The sequence below is a fragment of the Arthrospira sp. PCC 8006 genome (assembly GCF_046480465.1).
GTDB classification, from domain to species: Bacteria; Cyanobacteriota; Cyanobacteriia; order Cyanobacteriales; family Microcoleaceae; genus Limnospira; species Limnospira platensis.
Genome location: NZ_PKGG01000087.1, coordinates 1 through 19,075, shown reverse-complemented (window position 1 = coordinate 19,075; position 19,075 = coordinate 1). Strand labels below are relative to the sequence as shown.

Genomic DNA, 19,075 nt, shown 5'->3' with positions numbered 1-19,075 from the left:
AACCTCGGTGCTTGCTAATAGCACTTTCGCTTCACTGAGAAACAAGATACAACATGAACGATTTTATGACCCCCTTCAATGTGAATTTGAGACAAATTTTATATTGGTATGGGAAGATATCACCCCTAGCTTATTAATTGAAAATGAGAATATGCTTTCACTGTTTAAAGTCTTAAACAGGAAAAATAGCCGAATAACCATCAGTAGTCAGACACCGGGAACTAACATGATTTTTAATGCTTTCGCTTTAAAGGTGATTAATTCAATACATCCATTGTGGACATTTTGGGAGTTAAACGAACTCAAAAGACGAATGTTTCCTATATGGTTTAAAAAACGAGAGACTATGGCATCAGAGGAATATAGGGGCAATGGTTACGAGTTAAGTGATTTAAACGATGTAGAAGATATTACGCTTGATAAATTATCATCTCAATTAGAAATTTTCTGGAGAAATATCGATAACTGCAATCAATACAGCAATGTCAAAAAACAACTACAGAAACACAAAAAAGATATCATTAACGCTAGGTTATCAAGTGAAATTATTGTCACCCATTCATTGATTTATCAATTATCTATCAATGAATCAATTAAACGCTTCAATGATTACTGGGATTTTGTTAATGAAAAAATCTTGACTATATCATCAGGTACTGAACAATTTTTAGACAGTTTTATCACTCAAAGTATTGAGACAAAAATGAAACAAAATAACCAGGCAATTAACGCGGGATGTCCTGAGTTAACCGAGGTTGTAACTGATATCGACCCGAAAGCGTTAAAAGAAGCCATTGAGAGAGCTAAAACAGATGGATATCTCGATAGTCGCGTTAATGTTTCAGAGTTGACTAATCTAATGAAAAATAGAGGATATAATATGATTAATCAGAACGGCAAAAATGTTTGGAAACACATCATATAGGAGACCAAAAAAATGACTCAAGCCAACACAAATGCCATTATACAGGCACGGTTTAAAACATTTAAACAAATGGTAGATAGTACAGTCTACAACGCTAATAAAGAAGACGCTAAGGAAACGTTAATTTCAATAATGAATGATTGCGAGGTTGAGTTATCCTTAGCAGAAGCGAAAAAACAATTGTCGCTCAAACAGCTTAATTATATTCAGCATTTACTAACCAAAATCGAATAATTTAAACCCGTCCGAAATGACGTTAAACTATCACAACTTAACCACTATCAAAGGATAAATCCATGTCAATCAAATTAAGTACRCCCGGATTAAAYGTAGTAGAATATAGCTACATGAGCAATCGATTAAACTCTAACGTTGTAGGATTGCTTGACTTAGTAGAACTTGCTATCACGCCTGAACAATTTGATGAGATTGAGGAATTTATCGCTATCCACGAACATTTTCTTTCAGCAGAAATGGAGCTCCTAAAAGGTATTGAAAGACTACTTAATGCCAAAATCTCCAGCCACAACGAAACCGAAAGCAATACGCAGGGGAAAGATTGCAGCGAGTTTTAAATCCAGGTAACAATAAATAGGAGATAAAATCATGAATGAAGAACAAGCAAGGTTAATGGTTATCGCGGAATTAGCGCGCGATATTTACGCTCAAATGATGTCACGTGATATTCCCTACGCTAATCAAGACACCAGGATAAAATTAGCCGAAATAGCCCATAATGCCGCTATTGATTTTATGACGGTACAGAAACAATGGATATTGTCTCAAGAGGCAGTTATTCAACCAGTGTCATTTATGCCCGATTTTAGTGGTAATGGTTATAACAGCGATATCCTACTAGGAGGTGATTTTAATGCCTAAATTACTCCCGGTAGTCACACTAACAGGGGCTTATAAAGGGTTTCTGGTAGGTCATGGTAATATCTGTATCGAAGTAGGTTCTTTAGAATGGTTTAAATACTTAGAAACCAACAAATCCTTTTCAGTGGAGGTTAATGGTAAACGATTTACAGCGTGCAAAAAACTCTCAATCAATGGTTTTACCTACTGGAACCTCAAAGGGTGGGATGGTAGCGTCAATCATCACATTTACATAGGAAAAACTGACCAAGTTACTGTAGATAAGCTAACAGAAGCAGCGTTAGCTATGATTGCTAAGTGCAAAACAGCCTAACACCTAACAGCTACCCCAATAACTTAAATGTCCCCCTATGGTTTCTGACTGTAGGGGGTGCGTGTATGTATTTTTCATTTATAGTCTATAAATATAGTCTATAAATATAGTCTATAAATCGTTTATATGAATGCTTGCCTCTAATTTACCCACAATAAACACCCTAAGCCAAAACCTTAACCCGTCTATTAGGGGTAATCATCCCAGGCGGAACCCAGTACCCCTATAAATTGGAGACTTGTCTAGCGGTATGTAGGTATCGGTTTCGATGGGGAATCAATTCCCTAGGATTATGTAGGTAGTGGCTACCATCCCCAAACAAGTTACCAGGTGAAACGCGTTATGTAGGTAGTGAACTGAATTCAACGGGGTGATGATTAGATAATGCGATCGCATTTTGTTGGTAGCGAGTAGGCTCCCCAATATTTCCCCAATAATCTGACTCCCATAGATAACCGGATAGGCAGCCTAATATCTTTGTACATTGATAGGAGTATCGTTGTACATTGATAACCTAGTGGGTTCCCCCTACGGCTACCTACGGCTATCGTGTTGACTTTGAATCATACCCTCCCCCCAACCGAAACAAACACTCTTGGGGGTGCGACCGACGTGATAGCAGTCAATGGTGAGGAACGAACCGATAGGCTTGCCATTGACGGGTATCACAAGGGAGTTACCCTATCGGTGTTTGGTTGGGGGGTGGTATGGGTATTTGACAGTTCCCCTAGGTTATGCTTGTTGACTGAGTAATCAACCTATTGACAGAATTATTTTCCTGTGCTAGGACTAGATTGTGAGTAATATCTGAGTAACTCGATAGGATATAGGGGTTGAGCAATAACCCGCTATCGCTGTCAGGATAAGGGTTTAAGTTAAATGGTTCTGGATGGTAGTCAACCCGCCAATTATGTCGGTTGGATGAATAACCGGGCTTTACCAGAATTTAATCATGAGCACCCAGATGTGCGCGAATATATTATGGCGATCGCCGAATATTGGATTAACTTTGGTATAGACGGCTGGCGTTTAGACGTTCCTTTTGAAATAGAAACCCCCGGATTTGGGCAAGAATTTCGCAGTCGCGTCAAAGCCTGTAACCCAGAAGCCTATATCGTCGGAGAAGTGTGGACAGATGCCCGTCAGTGGCTCGATGGCAGCCAATTTGATGGAGTTATGAACTATCTATTTACCGGACCTACCATCGCCTTTACAGCCCAATCCAGAGTCCGTAGAGAATTAGTAGAAGCCCCTTCTTATTATCCCTATCCCCCCCTTTCCGCCGCCGAATATAGCCAGAAAATTAAGGAACTTCTCGCCCTCTATCCTTGGGAAATTCAACTCACCCAACTTAACCTACTTAATAGCCACGATGTCGCCCGTTTAATCACCATAGTTCAAGAAGATAAAGCCAGCGTTAAACTCGCCACCCTACTATTATTAACCTTCCCGGGCGCTCCCAGTATATATTATGGCGATGAAGTCGGTTTACCCGGAGAATTTGACCCCAATTGTCGTCGTGGTTTCCCACCTCAAGAACAATTGGATTTAGATATCCTAGAATATCATAAACATCTCATCACCCTGCGCCATAAATATCCCGCCCTGAGAATTGGCACTTATCAAGTTCTCCTCGCCCAAGATCTCCTTTATAGTTTTGCCAGAATTTTAACCACCAATTCCCCCGACAATCAGGAAGAATTAATCATCACAGTTAATAGTAGTCTAGAATCTGCTACAATTAATATACCAGTTCCTCAACTCACCACTAAACCTCAAAGAGTTGTCTATGGAAATTGTACCGCTCGCTGGCTTAATTTAGAGAGAGAGAATCATCTGGAACTCATATTACCCCCTCGCAGTGGTTGTATCCTAGCCAACCATTAAAACTCTGCCTGATCAGCCTATTATTACCATGAGTAAACATCAAAACTCCATCCTCAGCGAAATTAAAGACCTCACCAATTCCCTGTATCCCCGTTTAGTAGAAATTCGTCGTCACCTTCATGCACACCCAGAACTTAGCGGTCAAGAATATCAAACCTCTGCATATATAGCGGGGGTATTATCTTCCTGTGGTTTGCACGTTCAAGAAGCCGTAGGAAAAACCGGAGTAGTAGGGGAATTAAAAGGAACTGGTAACAATTATCAATGGTTAGCAATTCGTACTGATATGGATGCCCTCCCTATTCAGGAATTAACTAACCTAGAATATGCCTCTCGTCATCCCGGCGTAATGCACGCTTGTGGGCATGATGTACATACTACCGTAGGGTTAGGTACAGCTATGGTTTTATCACGCCTACAGGACTCGCTACCGGGCGCTGTGCGCTTCTTATTTCAACCGGCTGAGGAAATCGCTAGGGGTTCAACTTGGATGGTAGAAGATGGGGTAATGAATGACGTTATATCTATCTTGGGATTGCACGTTTTTCCGACTATCCCCGCTGGGTGTATTGGTATGAGAGTCGGGGCATTAACAGCGGCGGCGGATGATTTAGAATTGACAATTTTGGGAGAGTCTGGACATGGTGCGCGTCCCCATGAAGCCATTGATGCAATTTGGATTGCCGCCCAAGTAATTACAACTCTACAACAGGCAATTAGTCGCACTCATAACCCCCTGAGACCAGTGGTATTAACTATTGGGCAAATTACTGGCGGACGTGCTTCTAATGTGATTGCGGATCAGGTAAAATTATTGGGAACAGTGCGATCGCTTCATCAATCAACCTATGAAACTTTACCCGCATGGATTGAGAACATAGTAGCTAATGTTTGCCAAACCTATGGCGCTAAGTATCAAATGAACTATCGCCGAGGTGTTCCCAGTGTCCAGAATGATCCAGCCTTAACTCAATTAATCGAAGCCTCCGTTAGGGAAGCCTGGGGAAATGAAAGTTTAGAAATTCTCCCAGAGCCTTCTCTTGGTGCCGAAGATTTTTCGGTGTATTTAAATCATGCACCCGGCGCAATGTTTCGCCTAGGAATCGGACACCGAGACCAGCCCAATTATCCCCTACATCACCCTAAGTTTCAGGTAGATGAATCAGCAATTAAGACCGGAGTAGTTAGCCTAGCTTATTCAGCTTATCAGTTTTGGCAAAAGCGTTGTCAATAACACCATTGCCACCAATTTACCTATGGTCTGTTTTGATTATTCATCCTGGGGTGATGGATGTTCTAGAGCCTGTTTCGCCTGTTTGATTTTCTCAAATAAGGTAGCACGCGATCGCACAGATTTCTCCATAATTAAGCGATCGATGCCATACTTAGCCTTGAGTTGATCTCGAACCTCCTTAGATACAGGTTCAGGCGACCCCTTAAAGTCCTCCGCCGTATATACTGGAAGCCGCGACCCCAAAACTTCAATAGGCATATCAGGAAGTCTAACCAAAAAATAATCCCGTCGCCTGCGAATAGTTTGGGCGCGGTTTTCCATTTCCGTCAGAATTGCCATCACCTGAGACAAATCATGAGATACCATCGCCATTTGTACCTCAACATCTCCCAGGGGAATCTTTAAAGCCTGTGCCCTTTCTAACACATCTGGCGGTAAATGTTCCAAGCTAGGGGGGTTAATCGCCGCCTCCAGATAGGCGAGAGTATTTCTGATACTCTCCTCAACTTCCCTAACCCGTAGAATTTTAGCCTGTTCGGGAGGAACATGATCAACCATATTCTGTAGTTCACTGGTGGCAGCTTCTAATTGAGCGATCGCCTGTTGAATATAGCTATAATCCATATATCAATCTCCATCATCAAGTTCTTGGGTAGACTGCCACCCAGGTTCCCACAGATTACGATCTTTAAGCTGTTTAGCATTCAACCAAAATCTAACTGTCGGGTCACAGGAAGCCACCAACTCCGCAAAAACCAACTGACCCTGATTTTTACGGTTAACCACCTGAAAATGTCGCCATCCCCAAGTTTTTTGGGTAGCCGTCCATTTAGAACCCACCAGATAGGGAAATTTTGTCTTTTTCGGCATTACCAGTCAATATTCTTAATTCCTGATTGTGCCATAAATTTTCACCAGACAACAGCCCACCCACACAGAATATAATTCAACCGTGACCTATCATCCAAGGGCGATCGCACCTACTTTGTTTATATCGGGGAGATGATGGTTGGCGATCGCTTTTCACCAATTTGGGTTCTTTACTTTCTCCCCGTCGCCAACTTAACCCCCTCGAATTCAAATTAATATTGGGCGGCGAAAATATTTTTTCACTTTTATGTTGACATTGAGGACAGGAAACCGGAGTTCCCACCTCCGCCAGAGTCTGCCATTTTTCAAACTCTCCGCAATTAGCACAACGAAATTCATACAGTGGCATTTTCCTCATTCTCCCTATCCTATCTAACTCCCCCCAGTTCCTACTGACTAGGGGTGATAATTACACTACTAAGTTGGCAAAATATTGCGATCAAAAATCTCCGTTGGTATCGCCACCGTACAACAAGCATTCGGAATATCCACAATACCACTAATTCGACCTTCTACCGGGGCTGAACTCAATAGCAAATAAGCCTGTTCTCCCGTAAATCCAAACTTTTGTAAATATGCGATCGCATTCAAACAAGCCCGACGATAGGAAACATGAGCATCCAAATAATACTGTTTCCCAGTAAACTCATCCACCGAAATCCCCTCAAATATCAAATACTCCGAATAGCGAGGTTCTACCGGACCAGGTTTAAAAATCGGATTCACCATTGCATACTTTTCCACCCCCCCTTTAATCAGATCAACATGGAGGTCGATATATCCCGACATTTCAATAGCGCCACAAAACGAAATTTCCCCATCTCCCTGGGAAAAATGAATATCTCCCATAGACAATTTCGCCCCCTCTACATACACCGGAAAATAAATCCGCGACCCCCGCGACAAATTCTTAATATCGCAGTTTCCGCCATGTTCCCGAGGTGGAACCGTCCGCGCCGCTTCCGCCGCCACCCGCTCAAATTCCGACCCAGTTAATGTTCCCAAAACCGCATTTTCTGGGTTTGGTAAAGCCGCCAGAGGTGGAATTTCTGGTTTCCAAACCGGACCCCCTGTTTCTACTAATTCCCTTTCCCGTTTATTCCACTGCATCAACAGTTCATAGGAAGGCGCACAGCCAATTAATCCAGGGTGAGTAATACCCGCAAAACGTACTCCCGGAATATGGCGAGAACTCGTATAAATTCCCTGTAAATCCCAAATAGCTTTAGCTGCATTCGGAAAATGATCAGTTAGAAAACCACCCCCATTTTCCCGCGCAAAAATTCCCGTAAAGCCCCATTCATCTCCCTGTAATGCACCAATATCCAGAATATCTACAACTAAAATATCTCCTGGTTGAGCACCGTTTACATAAATCGGCCCACTGAGAACGTGAACCACACTTAGATCTACATCTCGAACGTCGTCGGGACTATCATTATTTTGGATTTGTCCGTCTGTCCAGTCCTTGCATTCAATCCGAAAAATGTCTCCCGGATTAACAGAAACCACCGCAGGAATGTCTGGATGCCAGCGATTATGTCCCGGCATTTCTTGTTCCGACATTGGTTTAGTTAGATCAACTTTAAATAGTGTTTGCGGCATTTTTTTCCTGATTACCCTTCATCATGATGGTTTTTTAATCAACAAAACTTAATGATTCAATTCTTTTTGAATCTTAGTCTCTCGATGTTAAGACATCTTCACCTATTCCCTAGATAACAAAATGTAATTTTAGATACAAAATATCAATTTATCTGGATACTTTTAATAATGATAATCATTCTCTAAAGCCTCAGAGCCAGCTATCTCAAACCTGCCCAAAGTTAGAGTTTCCTAAATCATGACAATATTGGGGTATAAAAAAAACCAAAAATTTACCGATTTTTTATTGACAAATCCCCCAGCTTGACCTATATTTATAGAGTGGGAATATGTGGCGAAATATATATGGCTTTTGGCTGCCTACTGTTTAAGTTCAACCCCGGCGAGTCATTACCCATACAATCGGGAATTGCAGTTAGCGACATTCCCACAACTGTCCTCAGCAAAAAGGGGGGAATTCATCAATTCCCCCCATATATTTATTTTCCAAGTCATCATTCCCATTTAAGATGATTACCGAGCAAAAACCCCCACCCCGTAATAGCAGGTTGAAGCATTACAGTTAGCCATTGTTACCTCAACCTTAAATCGACCATTCCATTTGGGGTCAACTTCTACCATTGGGTAGTCATCAAGCGCGGTATCAGAGTCAATCAGATTGTTATTTTCATCATAAAGTGATAAGTCTATATCTCGACAATCTTCATCACAAACACCGACCAGAACGTAAGATGAACCTGAATTTAAGTTCAGGTAGAGATAATCCTTTTGGTTATGACCGATATCACCTACATAGGGCTCATGACTAAGCTGATAACTCCCCGAAATTCCTAAAGCCACTCCTGCTTGCGTCAATTGTTGACGCACTTGTTGAACGAAGCGTCTATCTGAAGCAGCACCAGGTAGCCCCAGGGTAATCGCCATAGCAATGCTGATGGCTACAGTGCTGTAACTTGCCACATTACGTGATGGTTTGAATCTTAGTTTCATAGGGACTTGATTAAGTGTATAAGGTAGAGTAACTTGATTATATGCTCTCCCTCCAATTGGAAAGTAAAGACGGTGACTTTTTAATGAAAATTTAATCATTTTGGCTATGGTGAAGTAATCGCCAAACCTACACAGCCCCAGGGTCTTGATGCCAATTATTGACACAGTGATAAAATGCGATCGCTTTTCCCGTAGAACCTCCACCAGTACCCCCAGTTAGGGGAACCCCAAAAATCCCCCCATTTTCCCTTGACAAATCTCCGAACTTGACCTATAGTTAAACAATGGGAATCCGTGGCGGCATATATATGGCTTTTTTGGGGGCTATTTAGATGTCAAAGTCGGAGTAGTTCCGAAACCACCCCGACACCATTAATTAATCAACCAGGAAGTCTACTTAATCAGTTCTAGCCACTTCAAGCCAGACTCCCGACCCCCTCCACAAACTGAAAGATACTAGCATCTTCCAAGTTCAAACTCGTCACACCCTCAATAATACCGACGATTTTATCAGTCTCCCCAATTTGGTAAATAGCAGTAGCATTAGTAAATCCCTGGGGTAAATCCCCCATGCGATAGTTAGTAGCATCACCCAACAAAACCATCACATCTTGATTCATCTCCCAATCAGCCACCACAGTATAACCCTCACCGGGAAGCATCACAAAAGTATCATTTCCCTCTCCCCCATTCAACGTATCAATTCCCTCCGAACCCCCATATAATATATCATTCCCCTTATCACCAAACAACAGAGAATTACCCTCACCCGCCACTAGAGTATCATCACCTTGACCGCCATAGAGAGTATCACCAGAGTTACCACCAAACAGGATATCATCATCCTTATTTCCCAACAAAGCATCACGACCGGAACCCCCAACTAAAGTATCATTTCCCTGACCTCCAAATAGGGTATTATTTCCCTGGCGTGCATCCAGAAAATCATTACCTTTAAAACCTAGCAAAGTTTCATCATAATCACTACCCATAATCAAATCATCCCCATCACTACCAAACCACTGATTAGGGAAAGGTTGAGTAATTGAGTTATTAGCAGAAAGTGGCGGCGCTTCCGGTATAGCAGGTATCACCTCACCCACATCAACCAGTAAGTTAATCGGTGTCATCACTGGCGGTTCCGGTTCACTGAAAGTTTCCGTATCCTCAGAAGGCTCAGGAGAACTCACAGAAGCAAAACTCGGAAATTGAATCGGCACAAAAATCGGTTGTTCAAAGACTTCCGGTTCCTCAACAATAGGTTCCGATTCGGTTTCGGGTTCCTCAATAATAGGTTCAGTTTCCGGTTCAGTTTCCGGTTCCTCAACAATAGGTTCCGATTCGTTTTCCGGTTCCTCAACAATAGGTTCGGGTTCGGTTTCYGGTTCCTCAATAATAGGTTCAGTTTCCGGTTCGTTTTCCGGTTCCTCAATAATAGGTTCCGATTCGTTTTCCGGTTCCTCAACAATAGGTTCAGTTTCCGATTCGTTTTCTGGTTCCTCAACAATAGGTTCTGGTTCTAGTTCGGGTAGCAGTTCAAATGCCCGGATTTCCATAGAATAGTTATAAGCATCAACTTCATCAACACCATATACGTGAACATGATAGGTTCCTGGTTCGAGTTCATTTAGGCTAATCAGATTTTCATTACCAGATTCAATCAGAACCCCTTCGGCATCATACAGGTCTAATTTTCCCCATTCATATATATTAGGATACAAACGCCAAATGTAGATTCTACCACTTAGTACTCCCGGCTGATTTATCTCAAACTTGAACCAGTCAGAATCACCCGAATGAATACTCAGACTAGACAAATCAATACTCGGCTGACCCGGAGAACTCCATTCATTTTCTGATAGGAAACCCAAATCTGTAGCCATTTCAATACTGTCATTGGGTTCAAAATCATCTGGAATCACTGCCATGGGAGGCTCAATGATTAGAGTATAGTCATGATTCGTTACTCCCTCATCTCCATAAACCTGAACATAGTAAGTTCCAGCGTCAAGTTCCTCTAAACTAATCCGTTCCCCATCATCAGTATTGGAAGTGTTAATCAAGACTCCTTCAGCATCATACAGGGCAAAATTCAGATAGTCACTAGAGTAGTAAGAGTGACTAACTGAGACATAATCACCTCTTCGTCCAAACCTATCTATCTCAAACTTAAACCAATCCGAGTCTACAGAGTGAATACTCAAGAGATTCCAGAAATAAGAGGGAGGATCAAATCCATGTGAGAATACAGAAGTCCACCAATCCTTTGACAAAAATCCCAAATCTGTGGCAGTTTCCATACTATCGTTAGGTTCAAACCTGTCTGGGAATGCCTCTAGGGAAGCCCGAATACTGATGCTATATTCAGGGTTAATTGCTCCGTCATTGCCATATACCTGGATATGGTAAGTGCCAGCTTCCAGTCCTTCTAGGCTGATCGAAGTACCACTGGTTGAATCTTCAATCAAGACTCCCTCAGCATCATACAGGGCAAAATCCAGGTTGTAGCCATAGTATGAGGAAGAGATTGAAACATAATCATAGTTTTCTCCAGTCTCAGTCATATTAAATTTCAACCAGTCTGAGTCTCCAGAGTGAATACTCATACCACTCCATGAACTAGGCGGGTATTCCTCCATTCCATACAAGTAATATTCATAAAATAAAAAGTCATTTTTTGGATATAAGCCTAAATCTGTGGCGGTTTCCAGACTATCGTTAGGTTCAAATTCATCTGGTTCATCTTCGGTCATAGTGATATCCCAGGGAACGTTAATAGAGAGACTGTATTCAGGATTAATAACGCCATCATCACCATAGACCTGAACATAGTAAGTTCCAGCTTCTTGTCCATCTAAACTAATTATAGACCCATTATAACCAATGGCAGTTGTTATCAAGACTCCCTCAGCATCATATAGGGACAAATTGATGGGTTCATAAGAGTAGGAGAAACTAATTGATACGGAATTATTCCATCTTCCGGTTTGAGCGATCGCAAACTTAAACCAGTCGGAGTCTTCAGCATGAATACTGAGACCAGACCAGGTATTATCTTCAGATAGCAACCCTAAATCTGTAGCTGTTTCCAGGCTATCATTTTGCTCAAATTCGTCTGGGGTCATCGTGATATCCCAGGGAGCATCGATCTCAAGCATATAGTTAGGGCTAGTGATGCCTTCATCTCCATAAACCTGGACATGGTAAGTGCCGGCTTCTAATCCTTCTAAACTCATCGAACCCTGAGCATCAATACTGTCACTGGAAGTCTCAATCAAGACTCCCTCAGCATCATACAGGGACAAATTTAGGTTTTCATAATCAGACCAAATTGATAAGTAATGATAATCTCTTCCGGTATTGGCGATCGCAAACTTAAACCAATCTAAGTCTCCATCATGAAGACTGAGGTTACCCCAAACATTCAATTCAGATAGCAACCCTAAATCTGTAGCGGTTTCCCGGCTATCATTGGGTTCAAATTCATCTATTAGAATGATATTGTTGACAGTTTCATTAGGCATTTTAATTTCTCCATGAAACGAAATGTATTGAATACCTATTCATCCCCTCAATCAAAGTGATGGGGAGATTAGGGAAATCGGACATGACAAACCAGACTCAAGATTTCCTTAAACTCCCACCTTGAGTCACGTTTTTTTATATAGATTCAACCCTTGGTTTCTTTGCTGTTAGCCTGAGATGTGGGAGGTATTGATTCACCCCCACCCATAACCCAAGAGGGTTCCGACTTCGATCGCTGTTTCTCTACTTGTCTCTCAAAAGCACGCCGTCTACCAAATTGGTTTGATTATCAGTAGATTAGCTTGATTATATCCTATCTATCGAGTTGGGAAGTTATCCGGTGAATTTTTAAGGAAAATTTAATCATTTTGGCTATGGTAAAGTCATGGGAAAATATATCCTGTCTCAGGGTGCGGCTCTCAATTATTGACACAGTGATAAAATGCGATCGCCTTTGCCGGTAGACCCGCCACCAGTACCCCCACTTAGGAACACAAAAAAAATCCCCAAATTTCGCCGATTTTTCCTTGACAAATCCCCCTAACTTGACCTATAGTAAAAGAATGGGAATCCGTGCCGACATATATAGGGTATTTTAGGGAGTTTGTCGGTGTGTCGTAAGGAAGACTGAAAAGGTTTGTGAACAGTGTTTAAAGGTCGATCGCCTTGAGAAGAAGGGGACAAGGGTACAAGGGAAGGGTTAGAGATAGCGATCGCCAGAAAAGAAAAACAAACGGGGTTTGTGGTTGTCGATTTCTAGGTAGTGGTGGGAGAGGGGCTGGTGCCAGTCACCAAGAAACTCAGTAGCACTCCTGGCGCTATATGTTCCCATGAGTCAATCCCCAAGACAAACTGGGGAGATTTCCTTAAAATAACAGGTAAGGACTAATCTTCAGAGGAGGAGAACCAATCTCATGAGACTTCTACACACAATGCTGCGGGTCGGCAACTTGGATGAGTCACTGAAATTTTACTGTGATATTCTGGGAATGAAACTGCTGCGGCAGAAAGATTATCCAGGGGGAAAGTTTACCCTAGCCTTTGTGGGATATGGGGATGAAGCTGATCATAGTGTCATTGAACTGACCTATAACTGGGGCGTTGATAGCTATAACCTGGGAGACGCTTACGGCCATATTGCCCTCGGTGTGGATGATATTTATAGCACCTGTGAGCAAATTCGGGCAGCAGGGGGTAAAATTAGCCGAGAACCAGGGCCGATGAAACACGGATCAACGGTGATTGCTTTCGTGGAAGACCCAGACGGGTATAAGGTTGAATTGATTCAACTGGGAACCCAGGGATCGGCTGAGGCAAGCAAACAGTTAGCAGTAAACAGTTAAGATCTGAACGGTTAAGGTGATCGATTGCCCATAGTAGGATAAAATCCTTGGGGCAATCGGCTCTGGTAGTCCCCAGAAAAATACATCGGCAACATCTTCTATTTGAGAGTGATAATTCCCCGTTCCCTATTTGGTGTTAATAAGAGTAAGCAATGCAACCGACCGATCCGAGTAAATTTACAGATAAAGCCTGGGAAGCGATAGTAAAATCCCAAGATGTTGCTCGTCGCTTCCAAAATCAGCATTTAGAAGTTGAGCACGTGGCGATCGCCGCCTTAGAACAAAATGGACTCGCTAATAATATATTAGGACGAGCTGGTTTTAACCCCGAACAGGTCCAACAACAATTAGAAGCCTTCACCAAACGACAACCCCGAGTCGGAACTATTGACCATCTGTACCTAGGTCGTGGGTTAGAATTAATGTTAGATACCGCTGAAGCGACGCGGTCCGCATGGCAAGACCGCTACATTGCTGTTGAACACCTGATTATTGCCCTAGCAGAAGATGATCGCGTCGGTCGTAGGATTTTGGGAAATGGAAACCCGACCAGCGCCAGACCAGGAAGACCAGGGTTCGATCGCCCTACCAATGACTCCAAAGCTACAGTCCGGGAGAAACTCGAAGAAGCCATCAAATCCATGCGCGGCAGTGCTAAAGTTGACAACCAGAACCCGGAAAACAGTTATGATGCCCTGAGTAAGTATGGGCGAGATTTAACCGAATTGGCTAAATCTGGGAAACTGGACCCAGTGATCGGACGGGATGAAGAAATTCGCCGGGTGGTGAGTTGTCTGTCCAGGCGAACCAAAAATAATCCGGTGTTAATTGGAGAACCGGGAGTCGGTAAAACAGCGATCGCCGAAGGCCTGGCCCAACGCATTGTTAACGGAGATGTGCCAGAGTCCCTCAAAAACCGCCAGTTGATTTCCCTGGATATGGGTAGTTTAATCGCAGGAGCCAAATATAGGGGGGAATTTGAAGAAAGACTGCGATCGGTATTGCGGGAAGTAACCCACTCTGACGGTCAAATAGTCCTATTTATTGACGAACTCCATACCGTGGTGGGGGCCGGAGCCGGTTCTGGAGGTTCGGGAATGGATGCCGGAAACCTGCTTAAACCTATGTTAGCCCGGGGAGAATTGCGCTGTATCGGTGCTTCTACCGTTGATGAATACCGTAAGCATATCGAAAAAGACCCAGCCCTAGAAAGGCGATTTCAACAGGTCTATGTTGATCAACCTAGTCCAGAGAATACAGTATCAATTCTGCGGGGGTTGAAAGACCGTTACGAACGCCATCACGGGGTCAAAATTACGGATTCGGCATTGGTGGCGGCGGCTATGCTGTCAGCCCGATATATTAGCGATCGCTTCCTTCCTGATAAGGCGATCGACCTAGTAGACGAAGCCGCCGCCCAGTTGAAAATGGAAATCACCTCCAAACCTGTAGAGTTAGAACAAATTGAGCGCCGCCTCATGCAGTTGGAGATGGAAAAACTCTCCGTGGAGGGGGAAAGCCCAAGAAGTACACCTCTACGGCCAGGGGAACAAGATCGAAGTGCTGATATCGGTTTAAATCTGCGTATCCAATCCTTACTCGAAGAAATTAACACCCTCAAAGACAAGCAGAAAACTTTATCATCCCAGTGGCAGGGTGAAAAGGAACTCCTCGAAGCTATTAACCGCCTCAAAGAAGAAGAAGAAAAACTGCGGGTGCAAATTGAACAAGCCGAACGTGCCTATGATCTCAATAAAGCAGCCCAGTTAAAATACGGCCGCTTAGAGACCGTTCACCACGACCGAGAGGCGCGGGAGGCAGAATTGTTAAAATTGCAGGCTCAGGGGTCTTCCTTGCTGCGAGAGCAGGTAACAGAAGCCGATATTGCTGCCATTGTCGCTAAATGGACGGGGATTCCCGTTAATCGCCTGTTGGAGTCCGAACGACAAAAATTATTGCAATTGGAATCCCATTTACATCGCCGGGTAATTGGTCAGCAGCAAGCCGTGGAGGCTGTATCTGCCGCTATCCGCCGCGCTAGGGCGGGGATGAAAGACCCCGGACGGCCTATCGGTTCGTTTCTGTTTATGGGACCGACAGGGGTGGGTAAAACTGAGTTGGCTAGGGCTTTGGCGGAGTTCCTCTTTGACAGCGAGGAAGCTATGATTCGCATTGATATGTCGGAATATATGGAAAAACACGCTGTCTCTCGGTTGGTGGGTGCGCCTCCGGGATATGTGGGCTATGACGAAGGCGGACAACTATCAGAAGCTGTGCGCCGCCATCCCTATTCAGTGATTCTATTTGATGAGGTAGAAAAAGCTCATCCTGATGTCTTTAATATCCTGTTACAAGTTTTGGATGATGGCAGAATTACTGACTCCCAAGGACGGTTGGTCGATTTCCGCAATACTGTCATTGTCATGACTAGCAATATTGGCGGTGAGTATATTCTGGGGGTGGCGGGGGATGACTCTCGCTATGGGGAAATGTCTGCTTTGGTTATGCAGGCTTTGCGATCGCATTTCCGACCGGAATTTTTGAATCGGGTAGATGAAATTATCCTCTTCCATACCCTCAGTAAAGCTGAATTGCGCGATATTGTCGCCATTCAAATGCAGCGCCTCCAAAGACTTTTGGCTGATCAAAAAATTGCTCTGGAGTTATCACCTGCTGCTATTGATCATGTGGCTGATGTGGGTTACGATCCCGTTTATGGGGCTAGACCTCTGAAACGCGCCATTCAACGGGAGTTGGAAAATCCCATCGCTAACCTGATTTTAGAGCAGAAGTTTGTCACGGGCGATACTATTGAAATTAACCTGAAAGATGGAACACTGACTTTTGCTCATCCCTCCAACACGCCAGAAGCCCAATTAAATCAGGGTGAGTTGGCTATGTTACCAGTGGCAGTCAACAACCCAGGTGATGATAATTAATCCATCATTATCCCCATCTTTCAGAGGGCGGGTTGATTAGTCTTCTGACCCCTAGCCGAGGATAAGCGCGAAACCCGCCCCTAATTGTCCATAATCTATTGTTGATATACGGAAATCCGAATCATCTCATGGGGGTGATCCATGCCCATGATGTCATGGCGATCGCCCAAGATCAGGAAATGATAACTATCTATATGTGAGAAATAACGCCCATGACCGTACTTGAACAGGGAACAATCACGATCCATACTGAAAATATCTTCCCGATCATCAAGAAATCTCTCTACACTGATCATGAGGTATTCTTGCGGGAATTGGTCTCTAATGCGGTAGATGCGATCGCTAAATTAAAAATGGTAGCCCGCACCGGGGAATATTCTGGGGATATCAGCAACCCAGAAATTACCATTGCGATCGACAAAGACGCTAAAACCCTATCTGTTAGTGATACTGGTATCGGTCTCACCGCCGACGAGATCAAAAAATATATTAACCAAGTCGCCTTTTCCAGCGCCGAAGAATTTATCCAAAAATACCAAGCCACTGACGGAGAATCCATCATCGGCCACTTTGGTCTAGGATTTTACTCCTCATTCATGGTAGCCAAACAAGTAGAGATCGACACCCTCTCCTACAAAGAAGGCGCAGAAGCCGTCCATTGGACCTGTGACGGTTCCCCAGAATTCAAATTAGAAGATTCTGCCCGCACTACCCGTGGCACCACCGTCACCCTCACCTTGATGGATGATGAATTAGAGTATCTCGAAACCAGTCGCATTCAGCAACTCATTAAAACCTACTGCGACTTTATGCCCGTCCCCATTATTATGGACGGCGAAACCATCAACCGCCACACAGCGCCCTGGCGTGAGTCTCCCAATAACCTCACCAAAGAAGATTACTTAGACCTTTATCGTTATCTGTATCCCTTCCAAGAAGAACCCCTGCTGTGGGTTCACCTGAACACTGACTATCCCTTCATTGTTAACGGTATTCTCTACTTCCCCAAACTGCGGCCTGATGTTGATGTGACCCAGGGCAATATTAAACTATTTTGTAATCAAGTTTTTGTCAGCGACCACTGCGAGGAAATTATCCCCAAATTCCTGATGCCTTTGCGGGGTGTAATTGATAGCACCGATATTCCTTTGAATATCTCCCGTAGCGCCCTACAAACTAACCGCACTGTCCGCAAAATTGCTGACTATATCGCCAAAAAAGTAGGCGATCGCCTCAAAGAAGTATATCGAGACAATCGCCAAGAATATATCCGTTGTTGGCAGGATGTTGGTACTTTTATCAAGTTCGGTTCCCTCAATGACGATAAATTTAAGAAACAGGTAGAAGAGATTCTCATCTTCCGCAGCACTTATAAACCCCCCACTGAGTCCGGGGAAGCTCAAACCCCAGAAGTACAAGTCCAAAGCGAAGATGGGGATGTTTGGGAAGAAGTGAAAACCGAGAAATCCTTTAGCACTGATGAACAGGGACGCTATTATACTACCCTCAGTGAATACCTAGAACGCAATAAATCCCGCCACGAAAATCGGGTTTTTTACTGCACCGATGAAGCTGCCCAATCTACATACATAGAACTGCACAAAAGTCAAGGTTTAGAAGTGCTATTCCTCGACTCATTTATCGATACCCATTTTATCAGTTTCTTAGAGCGGGAACACTCAGAGGTTAAGTTTTTGCGGGTAGACTCAGAACTTGATGAGACCCTCATTGAAAAAGATAAGCCAGCCGAAATTGTTGACCCCAAAACTAATAAAACCCGCAGCGAACAAATTAAGGAGTTATTTGAGAAGTCCCTCAATAAGCCACGGGTGAATATTCGCACCGAATCCCTAAAATCCGAGGATACCCCGCCCGCCATGGTTTTACTACCGGAAGCCATGCGCCGTTTACAGGATATGACCGCCTTATTGCAACAGCAGAAAGCTGATTTCCCCGAAGACCATATTTTACTGGTAAATACCGCCCACCCTCTCATTCAAAATCTCACTAATTTAAGTCAGGGTAGCATTATTCAAGCAGGCGGTTCTTCCCCCTCGGAAGAGTTGGCAAAAATGATTTGTCACCATGTTTATGACTTAGCATTAATGGCTCAAAAAGGCTTTGATGCTGAGGGAATGAAGGATTTTGTTGAACGTTCTAACCATGTTTTAACTCGGTTAACAGAACGCGCCATGTAAACATTTAGGGGACAATTCACGAATTGTCCCCACCGTCAATTGTCTTGATAGGGGGAATTTGGTTACATATCCTGGTCATGATCACACCGAAAGGTTAAAATCTTTAATAAAGCCGGATTAGATTTAACCAACCCTATGGATACAAAAGCATTTAGACGTTCACTCCAACAGTCAGATACCTACCACCGCAAAGGCTTCGGTCATCAGGAAGAGGTGGCGGGGGTTATGGACAACGCCTACCAAAGTAGCTTAATTCAACAAATTAGACAAAATAACTATATCCTTACCCAGGGTAATGTGACCATCCGGTTAGCAGAGGCTTTCGGCTTCTGCTGGGTTGTTGAAAGTGCTGTGTCTATGGCTTACG

The 19,075-nt window shown here is 43.5% G+C and carries 16 protein-coding genes and 2 pseudogenes; 11 read left to right on the top strand and 7 right to left on the bottom strand.

Translation table 11 applies throughout. The features are described 5' to 3' along the window. From B9T16_RS14125 to B9T16_RS14095, 7 genes and pseudogenes are all read left to right on the top strand, one after another. Positions 1-925, top strand: a 925-nt coding sequence (locus B9T16_RS14125) for a hypothetical protein (protein ID WP_410245064.1), incomplete at its 5' end; no start/stop codon positions are given. Between the two features lie 12 nt (positions 926-937). Then, the gene (locus B9T16_RS14120; protein ID WP_410245063.1) at positions 938-1,159 is read left to right on the top strand and encodes a hypothetical protein; all 222 of its coding nucleotides are present in this window, start codon (positions 938-940) and stop codon (positions 1,157-1,159) included. Positions 1,160-1,221: 62 nt separating this feature from the next. Further along, positions 1,222-1,500 (top strand): hypothetical protein, encoded by a 279-nt coding sequence (locus B9T16_RS14115; protein WP_410245062.1) that lies wholly within the window; start codon positions 1,222-1,224, stop codon positions 1,498-1,500. A gap of 31 nt (positions 1,501-1,531) precedes the next feature. Then, positions 1,532-1,804, top strand: a complete 273-nt coding sequence (locus tag B9T16_RS14110; RefSeq protein WP_410245061.1) for a hypothetical protein — start codon at positions 1,532-1,534, stop codon at positions 1,802-1,804. Then, positions 1,797-2,117 carry a hypothetical protein gene (locus tag B9T16_RS14105; RefSeq protein WP_410245060.1) on the top strand — a complete coding sequence of 107 codons (321 nt, stop codon included), beginning with the start codon at positions 1,797-1,799 and terminating at the stop codon, positions 2,115-2,117. The genes B9T16_RS14110 and B9T16_RS14105 overlap by 8 nt, the downstream gene beginning before the upstream one ends. A gap of 888 nt (positions 2,118-3,005) precedes the next feature. Further along, positions 3,006-4,004, top strand: a pseudogene (locus B9T16_RS14100) (alpha-amylase family glycosyl hydrolase); the annotation flags it as partial. 28 nt (positions 4,005-4,032) lie between these two features. Continuing rightward, positions 4,033-5,238, top strand: a complete 1,206-nt coding sequence (locus B9T16_RS14095; protein WP_006616783.1) for a M20 family metallopeptidase — start codon at positions 4,033-4,035, stop codon at positions 5,236-5,238. A gap of 36 nt (positions 5,239-5,274) precedes the next feature. On the opposite strand, the gene B9T16_RS14090 is transcribed toward B9T16_RS14095, so the two are convergent. From B9T16_RS14090 to B9T16_RS14060, 7 genes are all read right to left on the bottom strand, one after another. Continuing rightward, a complete protein-coding gene (locus tag B9T16_RS14090; protein WP_410245059.1) occupies positions 5,275-5,862 on the bottom strand; it encodes a hypothetical protein in 588 nt (195 codons plus the stop codon). 3 nt (positions 5,863-5,865) lie between these two features. Then, on the bottom strand, positions 5,866-6,108 hold the full coding sequence (locus tag B9T16_RS14085; RefSeq protein ID WP_006616785.1) for a TIGR02450 family Trp-rich protein: 243 nt from the start codon (positions 6,106-6,108) through the stop codon (positions 5,866-5,868). A 76-nt stretch (positions 6,109-6,184) separates the two neighbouring features. Beyond that, complete coding sequence (locus tag B9T16_RS14080) at positions 6,185-6,466, bottom strand: FmdB family zinc ribbon protein (protein WP_014275574.1); 282 nt, start codon at positions 6,464-6,466, stop codon at positions 6,185-6,187. 59 nt (positions 6,467-6,525) lie between these two features. Beyond that, entirely contained in the window at positions 6,526-7,713 is a 1,188-nt protein-coding gene (fmdA, locus tag B9T16_RS14075) for a formamidase (protein WP_006616787.1), read from the bottom strand. Positions 7,714-8,226: 513 nt separating this feature from the next. Next, positions 8,227-8,703, bottom strand: a complete 477-nt coding sequence (locus B9T16_RS14070; RefSeq protein ID WP_035737241.1) for a hypothetical protein — start codon at positions 8,701-8,703, stop codon at positions 8,227-8,229. Between the two features lie 127 nt (positions 8,704-8,830). Then, on the bottom strand, positions 8,831-8,959 hold the full coding sequence (locus B9T16_RS14065) for a hypothetical protein (RefSeq protein WP_286131370.1): 129 nt from the start codon (positions 8,957-8,959) through the stop codon (positions 8,831-8,833). Positions 8,960-9,119: 160 nt separating this feature from the next. Further along, positions 9,120-12,227, bottom strand: a complete 3,108-nt coding sequence (locus tag B9T16_RS14060) for a T9SS type A sorting domain-containing protein (RefSeq protein ID WP_410245058.1) — start codon at positions 12,225-12,227, stop codon at positions 9,120-9,122. A 915-nt stretch (positions 12,228-13,142) separates the two neighbouring features. Between B9T16_RS14060 and gloA the strand changes: the two genes are divergently transcribed. From gloA to B9T16_RS14040, 4 genes and pseudogenes are all read left to right on the top strand, one after another. Next, on the top strand, positions 13,143-13,571 hold the full coding sequence (gene gloA, locus B9T16_RS14055; protein WP_006618934.1) for a lactoylglutathione lyase: 429 nt from the start codon (positions 13,143-13,145) through the stop codon (positions 13,569-13,571). Positions 13,572-13,723: 152 nt separating this feature from the next. Continuing rightward, positions 13,724-16,510, top strand: a complete 2,787-nt coding sequence (gene clpB, locus B9T16_RS14050; RefSeq protein ID WP_410245057.1) for an ATP-dependent chaperone ClpB — start codon at positions 13,724-13,726, stop codon at positions 16,508-16,510. Between the two features lie 212 nt (positions 16,511-16,722). After that, positions 16,723-18,708, top strand: a complete 1,986-nt coding sequence (gene htpG / locus B9T16_RS14045) for a molecular chaperone HtpG (RefSeq protein ID WP_006618939.1) — start codon at positions 16,723-16,725, stop codon at positions 18,706-18,708. Positions 18,709-18,843: 135 nt separating this feature from the next. Beyond that, positions 18,844-19,075 (top strand): annotated as a pseudogene (locus B9T16_RS14040) (4-hydroxy-3-methylbut-2-enyl diphosphate reductase); the annotation flags it as partial.

What these genes read in the sequence shown, in the direction of transcription:
- B9T16_RS14120 (WP_410245063.1), top strand. Translation starts at nt 938, where the DNA reads ATGACTCAAGCCAACACAAATGCCATTATACAGGCACGGTTTAAAACA.
- B9T16_RS14110 (WP_410245061.1), top strand. Translation starts at nt 1,532, where the DNA reads ATGAATGAAGAACAAGCAAGGTTAATGGTTATCGCGGAATTAGCGCGC.
- B9T16_RS14105 (WP_410245060.1), top strand. Translation starts at nt 1,797, where the DNA reads ATGCCTAAATTACTCCCGGTAGTCACACTAACAGGGGCTTATAAAGGG.
- B9T16_RS14095 (WP_006616783.1), top strand. Translation starts at nt 4,033, where the DNA reads ATGAGTAAACATCAAAACTCCATCCTCAGCGAAATTAAAGACCTCACC.
- B9T16_RS14090 (WP_410245059.1), bottom strand. Translation starts at nt 5,862, where the DNA reads ATGGATTATAGCTATATTCAACAGGCGATCGCTCAATTAGAAGCTGCC.
- B9T16_RS14085 (WP_006616785.1), bottom strand. Translation starts at nt 6,108, where the DNA reads ATGCCGAAAAAGACAAAATTTCCCTATCTGGTGGGTTCTAAATGGACG.
- B9T16_RS14080 (WP_014275574.1), bottom strand. Translation starts at nt 6,466, where the DNA reads ATGAGGAAAATGCCACTGTATGAATTTCGTTGTGCTAATTGCGGAGAG.
- fmdA (WP_006616787.1), bottom strand. Translation starts at nt 7,713, where the DNA reads ATGCCGCAAACACTATTTAAAGTTGATCTAACTAAACCAATGTCGGAA.
- B9T16_RS14070 (WP_035737241.1), bottom strand. Translation starts at nt 8,703, where the DNA reads ATGAAACTAAGATTCAAACCATCACGTAATGTGGCAAGTTACAGCACT.
- gloA (WP_006618934.1), top strand. Translation starts at nt 13,143, where the DNA reads ATGAGACTTCTACACACAATGCTGCGGGTCGGCAACTTGGATGAGTCA.
- clpB (WP_410245057.1), top strand. Translation starts at nt 13,724, where the DNA reads ATGCAACCGACCGATCCGAGTAAATTTACAGATAAAGCCTGGGAAGCG.
- htpG (WP_006618939.1), top strand. Translation starts at nt 16,723, where the DNA reads ATGACCGTACTTGAACAGGGAACAATCACGATCCATACTGAAAATATC.